This is a genomic window from Verrucomicrobiota bacterium (assembly GCA_037139415.1).
Taxonomy (GTDB): domain Bacteria; phylum Verrucomicrobiota; class Verrucomicrobiia; order Limisphaerales; family Fontisphaeraceae; genus JBAXGN01.
Map to the genome: position 1 here is coordinate 15,478 of JBAXGN010000085.1, position 16,771 is coordinate 32,248.

Below are 16,771 nucleotides of genomic sequence, written 5' to 3' on the forward strand. Positions count from 1 at the left end.
CGACGGCTACGCGAGGCAGGCCAGGGGTTCGGTGGTAATCCAGACCAGCGTGCCACAGTGCAGCCGTTCGTACAGTGGCAGTAAATCCTCGGCGGCAACATGGATGCAGCCGCAGGATTGCGGGCGGCCCAGCGTCAATTCGTCACCGTACCCGTGGATGTAAATATAGCGGGCGTGCGTATCCACCCGGTCGCCACGGTTAAACCCCGGTTCCAGTCCCTCCAGCCAAAGGATACGATGAACAATCGCCGCTCCGGCCAGTCCGCGCCAGGTAAAGCCCACCGGCACGCGGCTGCGAAAGACCGTGCCCATGGGCCAACCGCCACCGATTTTTTCAGCGATTCGGTGCAGGCCCAGCGGGGTTTGATTGGAACCCGATTGCTGGCCAACACCAAAGCGGGAGGTGGAAATGGTAAAGGTTTGCTTGCGAATGTACCCGCCATGGCCAACGTGGCTGGGATCCATTTTCTCCAGGAGCATCATTCGCTGTTCCAACACGCTGACCGCGAGCACCCGAGGCGTGGGGACAACCCCAAGGCGCCGGCACGCCAGGGAAAAAGCCGCCCAAGGTTGGGGAATAACCTGACGGGAGACAGGCGGGAAGGCCATCGCGGGATTAGCCCAAGGCGGCCAACTTGCGCTGGCCCTCGGTGAGGTACATCAGGTAATCCAGCAATCGCGTCTTCATTTCGGGGCGCGGCACGATGGCGTCAATCAAGCCGTGATCGAGCAGGAACTCAGCCGTTTGGAAACCGGGCGGCAACTCCGCCTGGGTGGTATCGCGGATGACCCGTGGTCCGGCAAAGCCCACCATGGCACCGGGTTCGGCGATGATCAGGTCGCCCAGACTGGCGTAGCTGGCCATCACCCCCGCATACGTGGGGTGGGTCAGGACGCTGACATAGGGCAGGCGCGCTTTGGCATGGTACGCCAGGGCCCCGCTGGTTTTGGCCATCTGCATCAGACTGAACATGCCTTCGTACATGCGCGCGCCGCCGCTGGTGGAAATAATGATGAGCGGCAACCCTTTGTCCGTGGCGGCCTCGATCAGCCGGGTGAGTTTTTCGCCCACCACCGAGCCCATTGAACCGCCCAGAAAATTAAAATCCATCACGCCCAACGCCACGCGAAAACTGCCCATGCGTCCAATGCCGGTAATCACGGCGTCCTTAAGCCCGGAGGATTGCGTGTTGCTGATGAGCTTGGAGGCGTACGACGAAGCCCCGGTGAATTGCAGGATGTCCACGCTGGTCATCTCGGCGTCCATTTCTTCAAAGGAGCAGGTTTCCACCAGCGAATGAATGCGTTCGCGGGAACCGATGGGGAAATGATAAGAGCATTTGGGGCAAACCTTCAGGTTATTATCCAGCTCTTTGTCGTAAATCAGGGTCTCACACTTGGGGCATTTGGTCCAAAGCCCTTCCGGAATGTCGCGTTTGCGGGACTTGCCCGAAGAAAGCTTGGGCTTTTTGATGAACGAGGTTTCCGTGGCGGGCGGCGGCGGCGGCGTCACCGCCGGTTCCACTGAGTTGGTCCCGTTCGTTTTCTTGGTCAAAGTTGTTGTGCCCATAACGTCGTCATTGTTTAGCAAACTTAAGTGCCGCGCGCAAGCGTCCAAACGCCCACGGTACTGGCGCCACCCTGCAACAGGATTCGGGCGCACTCATTCGTGGTCGCCCCGGTGGTCATGACATCATCAAACAGCAACACCCGTTCCCCGGTCAACCGAACTCCGCGTTTCAACCCGAAGGCGTTGCGCACATTGGCGGTCCGTTCTTCCCGCGTCAACTGGGTCTGCGTGCGGGTGTGATGCAAGCGCCGCAGCAACCGGGTGTTCATCCGAATACCCGTCAAACGGCACAGTTCGCGGCCCAGCCGCTCAGCCTGGTTGAATTCCCGCTCGGCCAACTTGACGCGATGCAACGGCACTGGCGCCAGGCAATCCCATGCGCCCGGATCAAACCCGGCGGGTATGCCCGCCTGCAGCAACCCGGCAAAAAACGGTTCAAACCACAAGGCCCGCTGATACTTGTACCGGTGCAGCGCCTCGCGCACCGGCCCCTCAAAGACGACGGCGGAGCGCGCCGAAACGAAGTATCGCTTCTCTTCCTGGCAGACTCCGCAAACAAACGCCGCGGTGATGGCCCCCGGGTAAGGGCGTCCGCAACACTCGCACCAGGGTGGCTGCACGGGGCGCGCGCCCGCCCGGCAGCCGGCACAAACATAGCCTTCCGCCGCAGTGGCCCGGGTCAACCCGCATAACTGACACACCTGAGGATAGAAAAATCCCAGGCCTGCTTCAAGCGGCCTTTTTAAAGCCTCCCAGATCATGGCGGAAACGTTTTAACACGATGGGAAAGCAAACTGCCAGCACGAATAGCAACACCCATCCGTCAATCAGCCGGTTACTGCCCCAGAACCAGGTGTTGGTGTTGGGGATTGGGCTGGTCATGAAGCCGTAGGTTTTCAACCAGAATATCCATCCACCATGCAGGCCAATGGACGCATACAACGCCCCGGTGCGTTCGTACGCCAGCGCCAGCAATAGGCCAACGAGTGTCATATTGATGAATCCGGGCACCACACGCTGCCACTCAAAAAAACCCGAAGTCATCTGCGGCAGCAACCACAATCCGGAATACCAGTACACTTCGCCGGTGGCCTGCATGGGCGCGAAGAAATGTACTATGCCATACACGGCACTGCTAAGCACCAGTGCCCAGCGCCAGTCAAACGCGCGTTTGAATCCACCATAGATGCTTCCGCGAAACACCAGTTCCTCGATGAGTCCCACCACCAGTGCAGCCGAGGCGGCGTTTAGAAAGTGCCGGAAAAACTGGCCGGGCGTATGGTTCATGTCCGGGGTGCAGGCCCCGCCCGCCAGGCAGAGCACCGCCGCCAACGCCACCGAAACGAAGCCCAGTAGAAAACCATCCGTCCAATCCCGCCACCATCCCGGGCGCGTCCCCAAACCAACATCGTTACGGGTTTGCGCGCCCAAGGTTTTGAGAAAGGGCCATAATCCCACCACCGCCAAAAAGGTGAAACAGCGCGTCATATACCGGTGCAGCGGGAATTCCGCCAACTTGTGCAGCCATTCAAATTTGGCGCCACTCCATTGGACCAATGCATAAACTTGCGGGGCCAGCAACGCGCCACCCGCAAAGACAAACAGCATATACAGCATCAAAGCCCGCAAAGACCGCATGACAGGGTTATTCACCAAACCGCCCGGAAAGGAAATCAAATTTTAAACAACCGCAAACGTAGGTGACGAGACTCAAACATGACAGCGCGGGAAATTTTGGAGTGCGGTGGCAGAATCCGGGGGTAACAGGGGCGGATGACGACACCGCTTTGGATTTCAACGCCATTCCGCAATCCGAATTCCGCAATCCGAATTCGAGGGTTCCGCATTCCGAAATCCGCATTCCGAATTCAAAATGGGCTGGTTTTCATCCGTGCCATCCGAGTTATCCGTGGTAAAATAACGGAGAATAAACCACCGATAAACACCGATGGACACAGAGAAGACCATACACCGGCCCGTTATTCCGCATTCCGCATTCCGCATTCCGAAATCCGCAATCGAGGGTTCCGCCTTGCCGCCGCACTCCAAAAAATGGGCGCTCTTTGAACCTATGAACCCATGAACCTGGAAGTGGTGGTACGGAACCACAGACCCTGCCTACCTCGTATTATTCGTAACGCACCAACGCGCGGGCGGCGCATGTTTTTCCATATATTCAGCCGCCGAGCTTGCCCGCCGTCCCTGCGCAATGTTACGTTAGCCGACATGACGACGGTAACATCAAAATATCATCCGAAGCGCGTTCCGGGTAAGGACGATATGACAGCAGAAAGGCGCTGGCGGCCGGTGTTGTGGCTGGCGTTGTGGCTGCCTGTTTTTGGGGGGCTCTTCTGGACTGGTGGCAGTTCCGCGCTGGGGCAAACCAGCCTGGAAAGCTTGCCGGCTCAAATTCGCCAGACGCTGGTTAGCAAACTGGAAGGAGCCCGATTGGTGGATGCGATGCTGACCAATGAAAATGGGCATCAGATCTATGAACTGGAAGTACGGCAGAAGGGTTTATTGCGCAATGTAACCATTGGCGCGGATGGTGACCTGCTGGCCCGACAGGTGTTTCTGGATGAATTGCCTGCCGCCGTGCGAACGACCTTAAAACGGGAAACCGTCGGGAAATCGGTCTCAGAAATCTATTGGATCAATGAAGAGGGAGCGCCCGCCTATTATACTGAATTCCCTGACAAACAACAAAAACGCGCCTTGAACATTGCCCCGGACGGCTGGCTAAATTCCCGCCAGATGTTCTGGACCGAGACGCCAGTCGAAGTACAAAACGGTATCCGTGATAAAATGGTGGGCATCATGATTCAGTCCATTGACTTGGCAGAAGACAACGATGGCAAAACCTATGAAGTGCTGGAGCGCAACCATGGTCGGGAACACCTGTGGATTTTTGAACCAACCGGGGAACTGGTGGCAGAACCCGTGAGCCAGAAATCAGTGCCGCCCGCCGCATTGCAGGTGTTGACAAAAAAAGCGGACGGAGGCCGCCAAGTACGGATCCTGAAATTCAAGCACGCGGATAAAATGCTGTATGAAATGACTTGGGTGCGCGGGGAAGAGCGATATACCTGTGCCGTGGATGCGGATGGCCAGGTGGTGAGCGACGAAATGCCATTAAGCGCCCTGCCGGAAGTGGTGCGCAAAACCGTCGCAGAGAAAACCAATGGCCGCTACCTGGTGCGCATCGAGAAACAACCGCCCGGTGATGGCGGTGGATATGAGGTCACGACTCGGCAGCAGGGCAAGACGGAAACGTTACTGTTCCCGCCGGATGGCCGCCTCCCAAAAGAGTAACCGGCTACCGGATGGCCGTGCCCACACCCAGCCAGATCAGGCCGAATTTGAACGTCGCCCAAGGCAAAAACAGACAGGCAAATGCCGCCATAAACCGGCAATTACTTAACTTGGACAAGCCCGCCGCCAGCACGGCAATATACCAGAGCGTCATCACATTGCACGCGGCCAGGGTCAGATGCACTTTATTCGTCGGATCAATTTGCGGCACGAACAAGATCGGTCCGGCGGAGGCCAGCAAGGTGCCTTTACCCACCACCAGCAAAGCGCCCAACACGGCGCCCAACACGCCAATCATCCCGGCCAGGCTGCACACCTCCAACGTTTTCATGTACGGAAAATCCGCCTTGAAAATGAACCGGCCCGCCAGCCACACAAACAACGCCACCACGAATGGCCACGCCACCCCAGCCGTGACCGCGCTGACCGAGCCGATACTTTTCAACACCATCGGCGAAGAAAACTTCTCAACCGTCGCCCGCACCTGCGCTTTTTGCGCCTCGGGCATGTCTTTCAGGCTTTTCTCGATCGCCTGTTCTTGTTGTTCGCGAATCTGGCGAAGAATGCTTTCCTGGGAAAAGATCAGGAACACCGACAACACCGTCGCGAGGATGCTCAGGGCGATGGGAACCATCCAGTTTGCCAGGCAGGGCGGGCTGTTTTTGACCTCTTCAAACACCGCCCCCGGCGCGGCAAGGATATTGAATAGACGCGCGCCCAACGAGGTGGCCGGTGGCGGAGTGGGCGCGGGATTTTCCGCAGGCGGAATATTTTCCATAAATGTTCGATTAAACGGTTAACGCCAGTTACAGGTGGTAGGGTGGCCTCCCTGCCCGGCGCAAGTCAAGCTTGGAGGCGGGTTATTCCAATGAGCTTTCAAGCTGAGACTAAGGCGCGCAGGATTTTGGGCGGCTGGCGAGACGCGAGCGAGGCGCATACCCGTCCCGACCTGTCGGGATAACGAGCGAGCAACGAAGCCAGCAGCTCAAAAGACCAGCGAATTAGTCTCAGCTTGATAGCGATTTGGAATTAGTTTGAAGATTTTGGGGCGTCCGCTGGCCGGTTGCCGGCTAAAGTCGGCAGGCTGCGCGAGGGGAAAAAACGGTCGCGCAAGTACAACATGGGCCACTCCACCAGCGCCGCCATAAAAATCCCGCCCCCGATTGCCGCGCAGAAATAGACCACCAGATAAGCGGGGTAATTGTCGGTCAGCCCCAGCCATTTCAAAATGATCCGGTTCAGCCCATGGCCGGCGATCATGTGCCAGAGATAAATGGAATACGAGCGCGCCCCAATGAACGCCAGCCCCCGGTTCCACCAGCTAGCGCCCAAGCCCAGCCCCATCATGCCCACCAGCAAACTGCCGCTGCCCCACGAAAAGACCGCCAGCCCCAAGGTTTGAATGTAAAACGAGTCTTCCTGCGGCAGCCAGAAAGCCGGGGCAAGCAGCACCCCGCCGGCCAGGATCAGCCGCCGGGCATGGCGGCGCGCAAATTCCATGAACGCCGCCGGATACTCATGATAGTAATACGATAGCACGACCCCGAAAAACAGGCTGTCCATGCGCACGTGGGATTGGAACATCACCGTGGTCATGTTAAACTCCGCAAAGGTCACGGTGACCAGGCGCACCACCAGGCAGGTGACGACCAGCGCCAGATACACCCAGGGCACCAGCGAGAAGATCCGCTCCCGGTGGCGGCAGTACCGCTCACAGACAATCAGCAACAGCGGCAGGAACACGTAAAAATGCTCCTCGACCGCCAACGACCATGAGTGCGCAAAGATCCCGTCATAATACGACTGAATAAACAACAACTCGCCCGCCACCAGCTTCCAACGCACCGGCTGCCCCTGAAAATAACTGACCACCACCACCACAAAAATCAGCAGCCAGAAGGAGGGATAGATTTTGAAACCGCGCCGAATAAAAAACCGTTTGAAAGAGATCTGCCCGTATTTCTTGTGTTCCGAAAACAACAGGCTGGAAATTAAAAAACCACTCAGCACAAAAAACAAATCCACCCCGATCCAGCCGCCACATTGCAGCATGGAGGCGAACGCATGTCCACTGGCGCTTTGTTGTTCAGAGCATAGATGCAGGTGGCGCAGCATGACCAGCAGGACGGCTGCCAACCGTAAAATATCTATGGGAATGGACCGGTTCATGCGTGATTGGCCTTGGGCTGCTTGTTCAACATCCAGTTTATCCCGGTGCGACCCCGCGTTTGCGCTCCACTAACTCGCGATAAATTTCCAAATGTCGTTGGGCGACGGTTTTCGGGTGATACCGTTGGTGGGCTTCCGCCAGTCCTTGCTGTGCCAGCCGGGCGGCCAGCGCGGGATCGTTGAGCAGCCGCTCCACTGCCTGAAGCATGCTCCCACCGTCATGCGGGTTGCATAAGAGCCCCGTCTGGCCATCCGCCACCAGGTCCGGCACCCCGCCCACGTTGGCGGCGACCAACGGGATGCCCGCCGCCTGGGCTTCCAGCACCACCATGGGACAGTTATCTTCCAGGGAGGAAAGGACGAGCGCGGAAGCCCGCTGATAGAATTGCCACACGCTTTCCCGCGGAATCGCCCCGGCATACTCGCACCAGGGGTTGGTCTTGACCAAGTCCAGAAACTCGCGCGCATAGGCGTCCTGCGGATCATGGGACCCCACAAACACCAGCCGAAAGGGTCGCCGGGCGGCCAGCGGCTGCAAGGCGCGAATCAAGGAATTCTGGTTTTTCAGGGGGCAAATGGTGCTCACGCAAAGGACGACCGGCACCGGCTCCGGCCGCCGGGGCAGGCCAAACAGCGCGGCATCCACCGCATTGGGGATCAACCAAGTGCGTGGAGTCAGGGCTTGGACCAGGCTCTCCGTGTAACGGCTGATGCAAACTACCCCATCGGTGCGCGGCAGCACAAACGCTTCCAGCCGCGCCGCCGCCCATTGGTAACTCAGCCACGACGCCTGGTTGCCCGCGGCAATTTTCCGCATGTTGCCGTGAATGGTCAGGACGTTGGGAAACCGGGAAAACACGGCGCTGATCGCACTATCGCGTTCCGTGCCCTGACCGTGGACAATTTCCGGCTGCAGTTCCGCCAGTTTTTTGCGGGTGGCCCGCACACACCCCTGATAGGCCGTTCGCAGCCAGCCGAATTGCGGCACCACCACGCTGTGAAACCAGATGTTGCCGGCCAGTTTGGCCGGCGACGCCATGGGGCGTTTCGTGCAGGAAACCACATGCACTTCCGCCTCCGGAATCAGGGCGAATCCGTTCAAAAGATACGTCACGGCCGATCCAAAGTAGGGGGTCGGTTTGGCGTATTCACAAAACATTTCCCGATTGTCAATCGTCAGGATGGCGACGCGCATAGTCGTTGATTAAAATTTAAGTCACGCCGGGGTTCAAGTCACATTCTGCAGCGCGGCGCGCATCCGTTCCACATACCGCGCCACCTCATGATGTTGCAGGAACCAGGCCCGCAACCCCAGCCCGGACTCCGTTTGCAGCAGCGCCCGGATCGCCGCCGCCACCTGTGCCGGCGCCTGCGGCTCCGCCAAGCCGGGATAGCCTGCCGGAAACAAATCGGGAATGCCACGCCAGCGCGTGGTGGCGGCGGGCACACCAAAGGCCATCGCCTCCGCGAGCACCAGGCCAAAACTCTCCGATTCATAGTACGTTGGGAAACAAAAAACGTCCGCTTCCAAAAACAACCGTCGCTTCGTCTCGCCCTGCACGAACCCCGCATACGTGACCACGCCCTTCAAGTCGGCTTGCTGACAGCGCAGGTCGAACTCGGCGCGTTCCGATTCCCGCCAGAATTTTCCCGCCACCGTCAGGCACACGCGCAGGGGGGAGTTTTCGGCGGCCAACTCCTGCCGGAGCCTGGCCACGGCCTCCAGCGTGTCAAAAAGCCCTTTGGTGCGGGTGCAGAGCGCCAGGAACAGGAGCTGCACCGTTTCCGGATCGCCGCCCGCCGCCTGCCGTTCTGCGGCACCGAGCGTTTCCTGCCGCAGTAATTTTGCGCGCGCCGCGAACCGGGCGCGCCGGCGAAGTTCAATCTGCGCCACAAAATTGGCAGCCGGGTCAGGAATGCCACACGTGACAATCGTCTCCGCGCGGGCCGCCAACACCTTCAGGCCCAAGTCGTTGGCCCGGCTCTGAATGATGCTTAAATCGGCCCCGCCAAGCAACCGTTGGCTGATCCAGCGCTCCCATGGATAAGCCCGGTTTTCCAGCCAGTCTCCCAACCCGGCGGCATGCCAGTGAAGAATCAGCCGGGCATAAAACGGGCGGCACAGCGCCATCACCAGCCAGTCCCGATACAAGGCCTGCCGCCCGGGCGGGGCGGGCACATAGTAAAAATGCCGCACATGATGGCGAAAGCGGCAGCCAATGGCTTCCAGACAATACCGTAGCAACCGGGGAACTTTGGCCCAAGCCCGCTGGCCGATGTCGTCCAAATCCCGGGAAAGCCGGGCATCCACATGATAGCACGCGATGGCGGGTTCCTCATGGGTTGAGGCGTGTGCCGCCGGTCGCCGCCGCTGGTCCCCCCCCAAGTGTTCAAGCAACAACTCCACCATGTAACTCTGCCCATGGTGTGGCGGCGGCTTATGTGCAAATACCAGTAACTTCACTGCTTCTTGCCCAACATAATGAATACAGCCCGGCGCAAGTCAAGCCACACACAGTGGATTTTCCAGAAACTCATAACTGGTCACTTCAGCCTTATCCTGTTCATCCTGTTCATCCTGTCTCCAGTTTGCCATGTCCGGCCCCCATTTTTCGTCTTCATTTTTCTGCAAAATCAGTTTCATTCCGCAATCCGCAATCCGCAATCCGCATTTGTTTATCTGCCATGTCCGGCCCCCATTTTTCTGTAAACATCGGTTCCGCAGCCGCTGATCACCCATTAGATTTATTGGCCAATGTTTAGGCCGTGCAAACGCACACCGAAAATGTGTTTGCTGCGCATCGGTCCCCAATGTAATCTTCCTTCTGTGTCATGTTAGCTAAGCGCACATCATTCAATCCCAAGCGCCGCATCGCCAGCGCTCCGGTCCAGGCGGACCTGGATCGCTTAGCGGACAAGGTGCACTATGGAGGAAATCCGGAGCACAAGCGGAATCCCGGTGACTTTGGGCTAACGCCGCCGGCGAGTCCCCGTCGCAACAAGACGCTCTGTGACGGAGTAGGGGTTTTTAGCCGTGCGCTGGCGCTGGAGTTGCTGCGAGATGGAATTCGCTGCGGCCTCGTAAGCGAATGGGATGGCACCGGGTTTCCGCAGAATGTATGGTCCGTATCGACGAACGGCATCCCGTTGGAGGCGCAGTTGGAGAACGCAGCCAACGGTACTTACCACGGCTACCCGATGCCGGAGGATGACGCATTTCGCGAGATTGTGATTTCCAAATGGGGGGCAACCCATGAGTGACAAATTGCGCCTTGAGTTCGATTGGCTCAGCCTGGACGTAGGAAGCGAGATCGACCGGGCATTCGCCGCTTCCTTGGGCGTGGCCGTGGGCGAGGAGTACCTTACGCGGAACGATGATTTGGCGGGCAGGACGGTGCGCAACCAGATTCGGAGCTGCGCTTGGCACCTTGCGGCCTGGCTCGCAGCGAACTGGTGGCGGCTGCGGTGGGAACCTGAAATACCGGTGTGGTGGAAGGATGCCGACTGGCGCATGGCCCATAGCATGGGTAGCGCCGGGGGCGGATTTGTGTGGCCGAACGCGGTCTTTGCCAGTGACGGTGGCTCGCTAGAAATTGCCATGCGGCCCAAGAGCAAGAGCGTTCCCTATGAGCCCATCCGCTACCTCAACCATGTCCATGCCCGTATTGATGCCGCGGAATTTGAGCAGCGTATAGATGAGTTCATGGAAGGCGTGCTGTCGCGACTCGATTCGCTGGGTGTAAGGGATAAGAGGCTGGCTCAGTTGTGGAAGGAAATTTTGGCTGAGCGGCACGATCCGGATGCTTACGAGCGCCGCAAACTCGAAGCGATGGCGGGTTATGATCCCGACGAGGCACCTGATGAATTGCTAAAGCAACTTCTGGAAGACAAGGAGCAACTCGGCAAACGTGCGCTCGAAGAGGTGGCCACCGAGGCACGGCATGCGACTGGCGACGCTTTGCAGCCGATCCGGGAGCTTGGCAGATCGCGCAAGCCTAAAACAGGCGGTTTTTGCGTTTCCTTGCCAGATCTGGATAAATCAGTGTTGGCTCAAGTTGATGGCGACCGGCCTTGGCAGAGGGGGAACAAACTCGCACGCCTCGTGAGGCACGCGTGGGGCTTTGCCAAGAAGCCGATGAAGAACAAAACATTAGCAGACCTCTTGGCCACCAAACCTGCCATATTTACAGATGGGGCCACTGTGGGAACGCAAATGCCCTTTGGTTTGCGAACGGATGGAAATGCGGCGTGCCATATCTACTTTGATCGTCCGACCACTACCACCCGGCGCTTTGCCGCCAGCCGGTTGATTGGAGACCACCTCTATTTTGCCAGTCAAGAAAGACTCCTCCCGGCCACTCGTGCCAAGACCTCGCGCCAAAAATTTCAACGGGCATTTGCCCAGGAGTTTTTGTGCCCCGTCGATGCGCTATTGGAGAAAATCCAAACGACGCAGCCAGATGAATACGACATAACTGAGGCCGCAGATCACTTTCATGTGTCGCCTCTGATGATTCGAACAACCCTGGTTAACAAAGGGGAACTGGAGCGCGAGGCGCTTGCGTGGAGGGACTGATCGGTCACTGATAACTGGTCCCCTCAGCCTTGCCCCGTCCATCCTGTCCATCCTGTCCATTAGTCCCATGCGTCCCATTCCTCCCATTTTTCGTCTTCATTTTTATGCCAGTTAATCTTTTTGCCATGTCCGGTTCCCCCGTTTGTCTTCCCGTCCCATTTTCTGGCCTTATCCTATCCATCCTGTTCATCCTGTCTCCAATTTGCCATGTCCGATTCCCCTATTTTTCTGCAAAACCAGCTTCCTCCATCATTCCAAAATCTTTTCCCATTATCCCGCTCGACAAATGCTTGTGAAATGGTAAATCTCAATCCATAATTATCCAGTGCAAACAGTTGTGGAACAAAACTATCGCATATCAGGGCATGAATCTTTTCCGTGCCGTTATGCGTGGCTGCCTAAAGCAGTGCAGGGCGTGAGCTATGACAATCTCGTATTGCTCCGCAATGTGGTGTGCCGCTGTAACGTCAATATAAGCAAGGTTTACCATTTTGAATGGCACAACTATTCCATACTGGTGATCGAAGCAATCCGGCTGAACAACTTTACTCTATCGGGCGACTCGATTGACGTCGCTCTATTCAGAACACAGCAAGAACGTGATAACGCTTTGGCTGCTTGAAAACACCGCGTCATATTCTGTGCATGTCGGGCGGCAAAGACAGTACCGCACTGGCCCTTTACATGCGCGACCGCGTGCCGCAGATGGAATACGTTTTTTGTGACACGGATAAGGAACTGACCGAGACCTATGATTATCTGAATCGGGTCGAGGCTTTTCTTGGCAAGAAAATTATACGTTTGAATGCTAAGGCTGGTTTTGATCACTGGCTTGAGGTGTTTGGTGGGTACCTGCCATCACCCAACATGCGCTGGTGTACCAAACTCCTTAAACTCAAACCGTTTGAGGATTATGTTGGCGAGGAAACGGTCATCAGCTACGTCGGCATCCGATCTGATGAAGACCGATTAGGCTACATCAGTACCAAACCGAACATCAAAGCGGTGTTTCCGTTTAAGGATGACGGCATTGATTACGCGGGAGTAATGAAAATTTTGCAGGATAGCGGTATTGGCATGCCGCCGTACTTGAAATGGGGTCGGACGCATTCCGGTTGTTTCTTCTGTTTCTTCCAGCGCCCCATCGAATGGGTTCGTCTGCTTGAAAATCATCCCGAGCAGTTTGAAGCGGCGATGAAATATGAAAAAGTCAGTGATGATCCAGGCAAGACGTTTACCTGGAACGAGGGCATGCCATTAAGCGAACTGCGAAAGCCAGAAAACATCACTGCCATTAAACGTCGTTTTGGTGAGTTTGAGGAACGGCGAAAAGCCAACCGAGGTAACAAAAAGCTCGTCGAGGTATTGGCTGGTATGGAGCAGGATGATGATGGACCAAAAGCTTGCCTGATTTGCCAACTGTAGCCGTGCTGTTAACAAGTTGAAGATTACAATAGTATCATGAAATCCTCAAATGATATGGATTTTTTAGCCCTGAAATGGCTGGGAAAATTATCGCAATTAAGGACGGCAATCGGGGGCGAGCTTTGTAAAGGAAAGGCGCCACATAAGCCATTATTACTGCTCTCTTTGTTCGATATGGCTGAGGCAGGTATGGTGACCAGCCGCATGCTGACGCGCACACCAGAACTTGTTTTAAGATTCAAAACTTATGGCGCGCTGGTGACAGAACGCTGGCCGACCAAGCTCGATATGCGCATGCCGTTCTATTATCTCAAAACCCAGCAATTCTGGCAGCCGTTTACTTCACAACAGACGCCGGCAGCATCACCGGAAACATGCACACTGTGCGAAATGGACCAGGAATTCTTTACACTTCTCTCTGACCCGGTTTTTCGGGAAAAGGCGCGGTTGCTTTTGCTGTTCACTTACTTTGAACGCAAAGAAAGGCTGGCACTGCTTGAAAGCATGGGGCTGGCAACAAGGAATCTGGATACAATTGAATGGCAGATGGAAACCATTACCAAGGAGGCGGCGCAAGCAGCCAAACGCAAGGGCAGGAGTGCACGCTTTAAAGTGCAGGTTGTATCCACATATCAATTTACCTGTGCGCTAACTGGATTTCGCTGTTTGACGGGGGAAGGAGCAGTGGTTGTTGATGCCGCACATATCGAACAATGGGCACGCTCACAAAATGATGAACTCACCAATGGACTCGCGTTGTGCAAGAACGCCCATTGGATGTTTGATGAGGGCCTCTGGTCTGTTGGCGGCGATGGCAGAATTATTGTCGCCAGGGAACGTTTTTCTGAATCCGGACCGCAAGACTTAAAATTGGCGACCTATCACGGGCGAAGGTTGTGTTTTGCTGAGGGAGTGAAGTTACGGCCCAACATGGAAGCGCTAGAGCAGCATCGACATCATCACGGTTTTGCTTTATAAACGCGCCATATGGATCTGGACAGTCTCCATTATCCAGAAAAGACACACTATCTGGGACAGGTGTTTTCGGACACCACCAACTCTTATAAGTTGGTGTGGTTTCTGGCTACTCTGTCCTTGCTTGAGCGGCGGCGGACAGATGAACTGACGATGGCTGATATACTTTCCGAAATGGCAATTGTCGCTTGGCATCCGGTGTGCCTTTTCCGTCTCTCGCTAGGAAGGCAGGATAAGTTGCAAGAGGTCATTTTGGACTTGCAGCGCGAACACAACTTGGACGCAACCGATGAGGCCTCAGCTATTCGATTTGTGCTTGGCGAACCCTCAACCTGCAAAGCAAAACTGGCCCAATTTAAACGTTATGTTCCGACGCGATTTTTAACCCCATGGTTTGCTGAGGAGCTGCGTCCAATACCAGATGCTCGGCGCGGGCGTCAGATAAACCACCTTGCAAAGAACAGTCAGAAATCCCTTATCTCCAGCCCGTATTGGATTGACGGAGAGAGCATCCGATTCAACCAATCGTGGCTGCATTTTCTGACCGAAAATATGGGGGTTGTGCGTGCTTTTGCGGAACATCATTTTGCGCGCTACTTGCAAACGCGTAATCCCAATGTGCCAGGCGTGATCAATAAACTTCATGCGCCAATTAATCGGCAGCTTACCGACGCACGTAAATTCTGGTGTTCAATCCGTGCGCAATTCAATCAAAGAGGCCAAAGCCGGGGTTTTAGAGACATTTATTCAGACCAGCCATTGGGAGACAGATTTACCATTGATCATTTTCTGCCCTGGAGTTTTGTGGTTCATGATTTGCTGTGGAATCTGACCCCCGTGGAGCAATCCACCAATTCCGCAAAAAGTGACAGGGTTCCTGATCTTGATACGTATCTTCCGCGACTGGCCAACCTCCACTATGAAGCCATAAAAACCGGCAAGAAAAATCCAAAGATACTCGAAGATTACACGGATTGTTTTCGGATCAGTCTCGAACAATTGGCCACATTGAGTTCAAGCCAGATGGAGGCAAAGTTTTGTGAAGTCATCACCCCACAGGCGCAGATTGCCATGAATCAGGGATTTCAATCCGGTTGGAAGCTGGCTTCCAGAATGATTCCGTTGGTGATTTCCAGTGATACCAATCCAAACGCTGGCAATCCCGAGATTGAAATTTTACCGATGTTTGAAGGCCGTCATTTAAAGTCTGATTGCTTGCCATTCTACTCGCTCAAAGTCGCCGCAAGTGGATTTTTGGCTGGAGATGCGCCCAACCCGGAAGGCTATGTGGACGTTGCAAAATATGGTTTTACAAAGCGAATAAGTCCAGGGATGTTTGTTACGCAGGTCGTGGGTAAATCCATGGAACCAACCATTAAAGACGGGGCGTATTGCGTTTTTTGCAAAGAAGTTGGCGGAACAAACCAACGCCGGATTCTTTTGGTCGCAAAGCATGATTACACGGATCCAGAAACAGGGGACAACTATACGGTAAAGCGGTATCAAAGTCGTAAAATTGCCAATGAGGATGGTTGGCAACATGACAGCATTGAACTTGTGCCAGACAATCCAGACAGAAAAAAATTTCCCATCCTCCGATTTACACAAACCGACGAAGAAAATCTGCGTCCTATCGCAGAATTTGTCGCCGTGCTTAAACCAGCACCTAATAGTTGATGGATTAATTTATGCAGGCAGCCTGTCCATTTTGCCAGCCGGGGAACAGTGATATTGCTCTGCAAAATCAATTCTGCTACGCCCGATATGATCGCTATCCAGTCGGCAAGGGGCATTTGTTAATCATTCCCTTCCGGCATGTGGCCAACTTTTTTGAACTAACGGATGCCGAACGCACAGCCGCATTTGAATTAGTGTGGCAGGCCCGTACAAAATTGGTTTCAGAACTCCATCCGGATGGTTTCAACGTTGGTGTGAATGTAGGTGCGACTGCCGGACAAACGGTCATGCATGTACACATTCATCTTATCCCGCGCTATCAGGGCGACATGGAACGCCCCGAAGGCGGGGTTCGGGGCGTAATCCCTGAGAAACGAATTTACCGATAATCGCTGCCGTGCTGGCGCCGCGCCGGGTCAGTTAATTTGACGGGCCACTTTCTTTTTGAACTCGGCGGGCGCGAGCTTGCCAGTGGCCAGTTTTGCCAGGGCGCAGCCCTCTTCACTGATAACTGATAACTGGTCACTGACAACTGGTCCTCTCAGCCTTGCCCCGTCCATCCTGTCCATCCTGTCCATTAGTCCCATTCCTCCCATTTTTTCGTCTTCATTTTTCTACCAGCCAATTTTTTTGCCATGTCCGGCCCCCATTTTTCTGCAAAATCAGCTCCTTCTGCCTTTGTTTCGTTGCTTAATCATTCCGCATTCCGCAATCCGCATTCCGAAATCGAGTGTTCCGCAATCCGCATTTGTTTATCTGCCATGTCCGGCCCCCATTTTTCTGCCGGCCAATCTTTCTGCAAAATCAGTTCTCCCTCCGAATTTATTCCCTCCCGGAGGCAACCACCTTTCCTGATTTCATGTCACGCTCTCGCCCGTGGGTCATCACGGACCGCGCGTTTGCGGTCTGCCAGACACCGTGTGTCGCGACCCGCATGACTGAAAAACTATAACGCTAGAATACTATGAAAGATCAGGATACCCGCGACCGTTTTGTCCAACTCCGCGCCCAAGGCTGGAGCTTCAACCGCATTGCCACCGAACTCGACGTCTGCAAAAACACCTTGC

Annotated in this window: 18 protein-coding genes; 9 read left to right on the plus strand and 9 right to left on the minus strand. The window is 55.4% G+C overall.

Translation table 11 applies throughout. The features are described from left to right. Window positions 1-6: 6 nt before the first annotated feature. The 4 genes from WCO56_15675 to WCO56_15690 are packed head-to-tail and all read right to left on the minus strand — an operon-like array spanning window position 7 to window position 3,208. Window positions 7-609 (minus strand): L,D-transpeptidase, encoded by a 603-nt coding sequence (locus tag WCO56_15675; protein MEI7731015.1) that lies wholly within the window; start codon window positions 607-609, stop codon window positions 7-9. Window positions 610-616: 7 nt separating this feature from the next. Beyond that, complete coding sequence (gene accD, locus WCO56_15680; GenBank protein MEI7731016.1) at window positions 617-1,570, minus strand: acetyl-CoA carboxylase, carboxyltransferase subunit beta; 954 nt, start codon at window positions 1,568-1,570, stop codon at window positions 617-619. A 23-nt stretch (window positions 1,571-1,593) separates the two neighbouring features. After that, entirely contained in the window at window positions 1,594-2,331 is a 738-nt protein-coding gene (locus tag WCO56_15685; GenBank protein MEI7731017.1) for a ComF family protein, read from the minus strand. Further along, the gene (locus WCO56_15690) at window positions 2,300-3,208 is read right to left on the minus strand and encodes a CPBP family intramembrane glutamic endopeptidase (protein ID MEI7731018.1); all 909 of its coding nucleotides are present in this window, start codon (window positions 3,206-3,208) and stop codon (window positions 2,300-2,302) included. The genes WCO56_15685 and WCO56_15690 overlap by 32 nt, the downstream gene beginning before the upstream one ends. A gap of 135 nt (window positions 3,209-3,343) precedes the next feature. Between WCO56_15690 and WCO56_15695 the strand changes: the two genes are divergently transcribed. Beyond that, window positions 3,344-3,637 carry a hypothetical protein gene (locus tag WCO56_15695; protein ID MEI7731019.1) on the plus strand — a complete coding sequence of 98 codons (294 nt, stop codon included), beginning with the start codon at window positions 3,344-3,346 and terminating at the stop codon, window positions 3,635-3,637. 213 nt (window positions 3,638-3,850) lie between these two features. Then, the gene (locus tag WCO56_15700) at window positions 3,851-4,882 is read left to right on the plus strand and encodes a hypothetical protein (GenBank protein MEI7731020.1); all 1,032 of its coding nucleotides are present in this window, start codon (window positions 3,851-3,853) and stop codon (window positions 4,880-4,882) included. Between the two features lie 4 nt (window positions 4,883-4,886). On the opposite strand, the gene WCO56_15705 is transcribed toward WCO56_15700, so the two are convergent. From WCO56_15705 to WCO56_15725, 5 genes are all read right to left on the minus strand, one after another. Next, window positions 4,887-5,660, minus strand: coding sequence for a YIP1 family protein (locus WCO56_15705; protein ID MEI7731021.1), 774 nt, complete (start codon window positions 5,658-5,660; stop codon window positions 4,887-4,889). 251 nt (window positions 5,661-5,911) lie between these two features. Continuing rightward, window positions 5,912-7,051, minus strand: coding sequence for an acyltransferase (locus WCO56_15710; GenBank protein MEI7731022.1), 1,140 nt, complete (start codon window positions 7,049-7,051; stop codon window positions 5,912-5,914). Between the two features lie 37 nt (window positions 7,052-7,088). Next, window positions 7,089-8,246 carry a glycosyltransferase family 4 protein gene (locus WCO56_15715; protein ID MEI7731023.1) on the minus strand — a complete coding sequence of 386 codons (1,158 nt, stop codon included), beginning with the start codon at window positions 8,244-8,246 and terminating at the stop codon, window positions 7,089-7,091. Window positions 8,247-8,279: 33 nt separating this feature from the next. Further along, complete coding sequence (locus WCO56_15720) at window positions 8,280-9,515, minus strand: glycosyltransferase (protein ID MEI7731024.1); 1,236 nt, start codon at window positions 9,513-9,515, stop codon at window positions 8,280-8,282. Between the two features lie 39 nt (window positions 9,516-9,554). After that, window positions 9,555-9,695: a hypothetical protein gene (locus WCO56_15725; GenBank protein MEI7731025.1), complete on the minus strand. Its 141-nt coding sequence runs from the start codon at window positions 9,693-9,695 to the stop codon at window positions 9,555-9,557. Window positions 9,696-9,883: 188 nt separating this feature from the next. On the opposite strand from WCO56_15725, the gene WCO56_15730 reads away from it, so the two are divergent. The 7 genes from WCO56_15730 to WCO56_15760 all read left to right on the plus strand — a co-directional run bounded on the left by WCO56_15730 (window position 9,884) and on the right by WCO56_15760 (window position 16,093). Beyond that, window positions 9,884-10,312: a hypothetical protein gene (locus WCO56_15730; GenBank protein MEI7731026.1), complete on the plus strand. Its 429-nt coding sequence runs from the start codon at window positions 9,884-9,886 to the stop codon at window positions 10,310-10,312. Further along, window positions 10,305-11,627 (plus strand): hypothetical protein, encoded by a 1,323-nt coding sequence (locus WCO56_15735; protein ID MEI7731027.1) that lies wholly within the window; start codon window positions 10,305-10,307, stop codon window positions 11,625-11,627. Before WCO56_15730 ends, WCO56_15735 begins: the two co-directional genes overlap by 8 nt. 337 nt (window positions 11,628-11,964) lie before the next feature. Continuing rightward, window positions 11,965-12,249, plus strand: coding sequence for a hypothetical protein (locus WCO56_15740; GenBank protein ID MEI7731028.1), 285 nt, complete (start codon window positions 11,965-11,967; stop codon window positions 12,247-12,249). Window positions 12,250-12,272: 23 nt separating this feature from the next. Further along, on the plus strand, window positions 12,273-13,052 hold the full coding sequence (locus tag WCO56_15745; GenBank protein MEI7731029.1) for a phosphoadenosine phosphosulfate reductase family protein: 780 nt from the start codon (window positions 12,273-12,275) through the stop codon (window positions 13,050-13,052). Window positions 13,053-13,088: 36 nt separating this feature from the next. Continuing rightward, the gene (locus WCO56_15750) at window positions 13,089-14,030 is read left to right on the plus strand and encodes an HNH endonuclease (protein ID MEI7731030.1); all 942 of its coding nucleotides are present in this window, start codon (window positions 13,089-13,091) and stop codon (window positions 14,028-14,030) included. 9 nt (window positions 14,031-14,039) lie between these two features. Continuing rightward, window positions 14,040-15,704, plus strand: a complete 1,665-nt coding sequence (locus WCO56_15755; GenBank protein ID MEI7731031.1) for an HNH endonuclease domain-containing protein — start codon at window positions 14,040-14,042, stop codon at window positions 15,702-15,704. 11 nt (window positions 15,705-15,715) lie between these two features. Then, window positions 15,716-16,093 carry an HIT family protein gene (locus WCO56_15760; GenBank protein ID MEI7731032.1) on the plus strand — a complete coding sequence of 126 codons (378 nt, stop codon included), beginning with the start codon at window positions 15,716-15,718 and terminating at the stop codon, window positions 16,091-16,093. The last annotated feature ends 678 nt before the right edge of the window (window positions 16,094-16,771 follow it).

Excerpts from the sequence above, each read along its gene's own strand:
- WCO56_15695 (MEI7731019.1), top strand. The coding sequence starts at position 3,344 with ATGACGACACCGCTTTGGATTTCAACGCCATTCCGCAATCCGAATTCC.
- WCO56_15750 (MEI7731030.1), top strand. The coding sequence starts at position 13,089 with ATGAAATCCTCAAATGATATGGATTTTTTAGCCCTGAAATGGCTGGGA.
- WCO56_15705 (MEI7731021.1), bottom strand. The coding sequence starts at position 5,660 with ATGGAAAATATTCCGCCTGCGGAAAATCCCGCGCCCACTCCGCCACCG.
- WCO56_15675 (MEI7731015.1), bottom strand. The coding sequence starts at position 609 with ATGGCCTTCCCGCCTGTCTCCCGTCAGGTTATTCCCCAACCTTGGGCG.
- WCO56_15745 (MEI7731029.1), top strand. The coding sequence starts at position 12,273 with ATGTCGGGCGGCAAAGACAGTACCGCACTGGCCCTTTACATGCGCGAC.
- WCO56_15755 (MEI7731031.1), top strand. The coding sequence starts at position 14,040 with ATGGATCTGGACAGTCTCCATTATCCAGAAAAGACACACTATCTGGGA.
- WCO56_15725 (MEI7731025.1), bottom strand. The coding sequence starts at position 9,695 with ATGAAACTGATTTTGCAGAAAAATGAAGACGAAAAATGGGGGCCGGAC.
- WCO56_15700 (MEI7731020.1), top strand. The coding sequence starts at position 3,851 with ATGACAGCAGAAAGGCGCTGGCGGCCGGTGTTGTGGCTGGCGTTGTGG.
- WCO56_15685 (MEI7731017.1), bottom strand. The coding sequence starts at position 2,331 with ATGATCTGGGAGGCTTTAAAAAGGCCGCTTGAAGCAGGCCTGGGATTT.
- WCO56_15735 (MEI7731027.1), top strand. The coding sequence starts at position 10,305 with ATGAGTGACAAATTGCGCCTTGAGTTCGATTGGCTCAGCCTGGACGTA.
- WCO56_15760 (MEI7731032.1), top strand. The coding sequence starts at position 15,716 with ATGCAGGCAGCCTGTCCATTTTGCCAGCCGGGGAACAGTGATATTGCT.
- WCO56_15715 (MEI7731023.1), bottom strand. The coding sequence starts at position 8,246 with ATGCGCGTCGCCATCCTGACGATTGACAATCGGGAAATGTTTTGTGAA.
- WCO56_15710 (MEI7731022.1), bottom strand. The coding sequence starts at position 7,051 with ATGAACCGGTCCATTCCCATAGATATTTTACGGTTGGCAGCCGTCCTG.
- WCO56_15690 (MEI7731018.1), bottom strand. The coding sequence starts at position 3,208 with ATGCGGTCTTTGCGGGCTTTGATGCTGTATATGCTGTTTGTCTTTGCG.
- accD (MEI7731016.1), bottom strand. The coding sequence starts at position 1,570 with ATGGGCACAACAACTTTGACCAAGAAAACGAACGGGACCAACTCAGTG.
- WCO56_15730 (MEI7731026.1), top strand. The coding sequence starts at position 9,884 with ATGTTAGCTAAGCGCACATCATTCAATCCCAAGCGCCGCATCGCCAGC.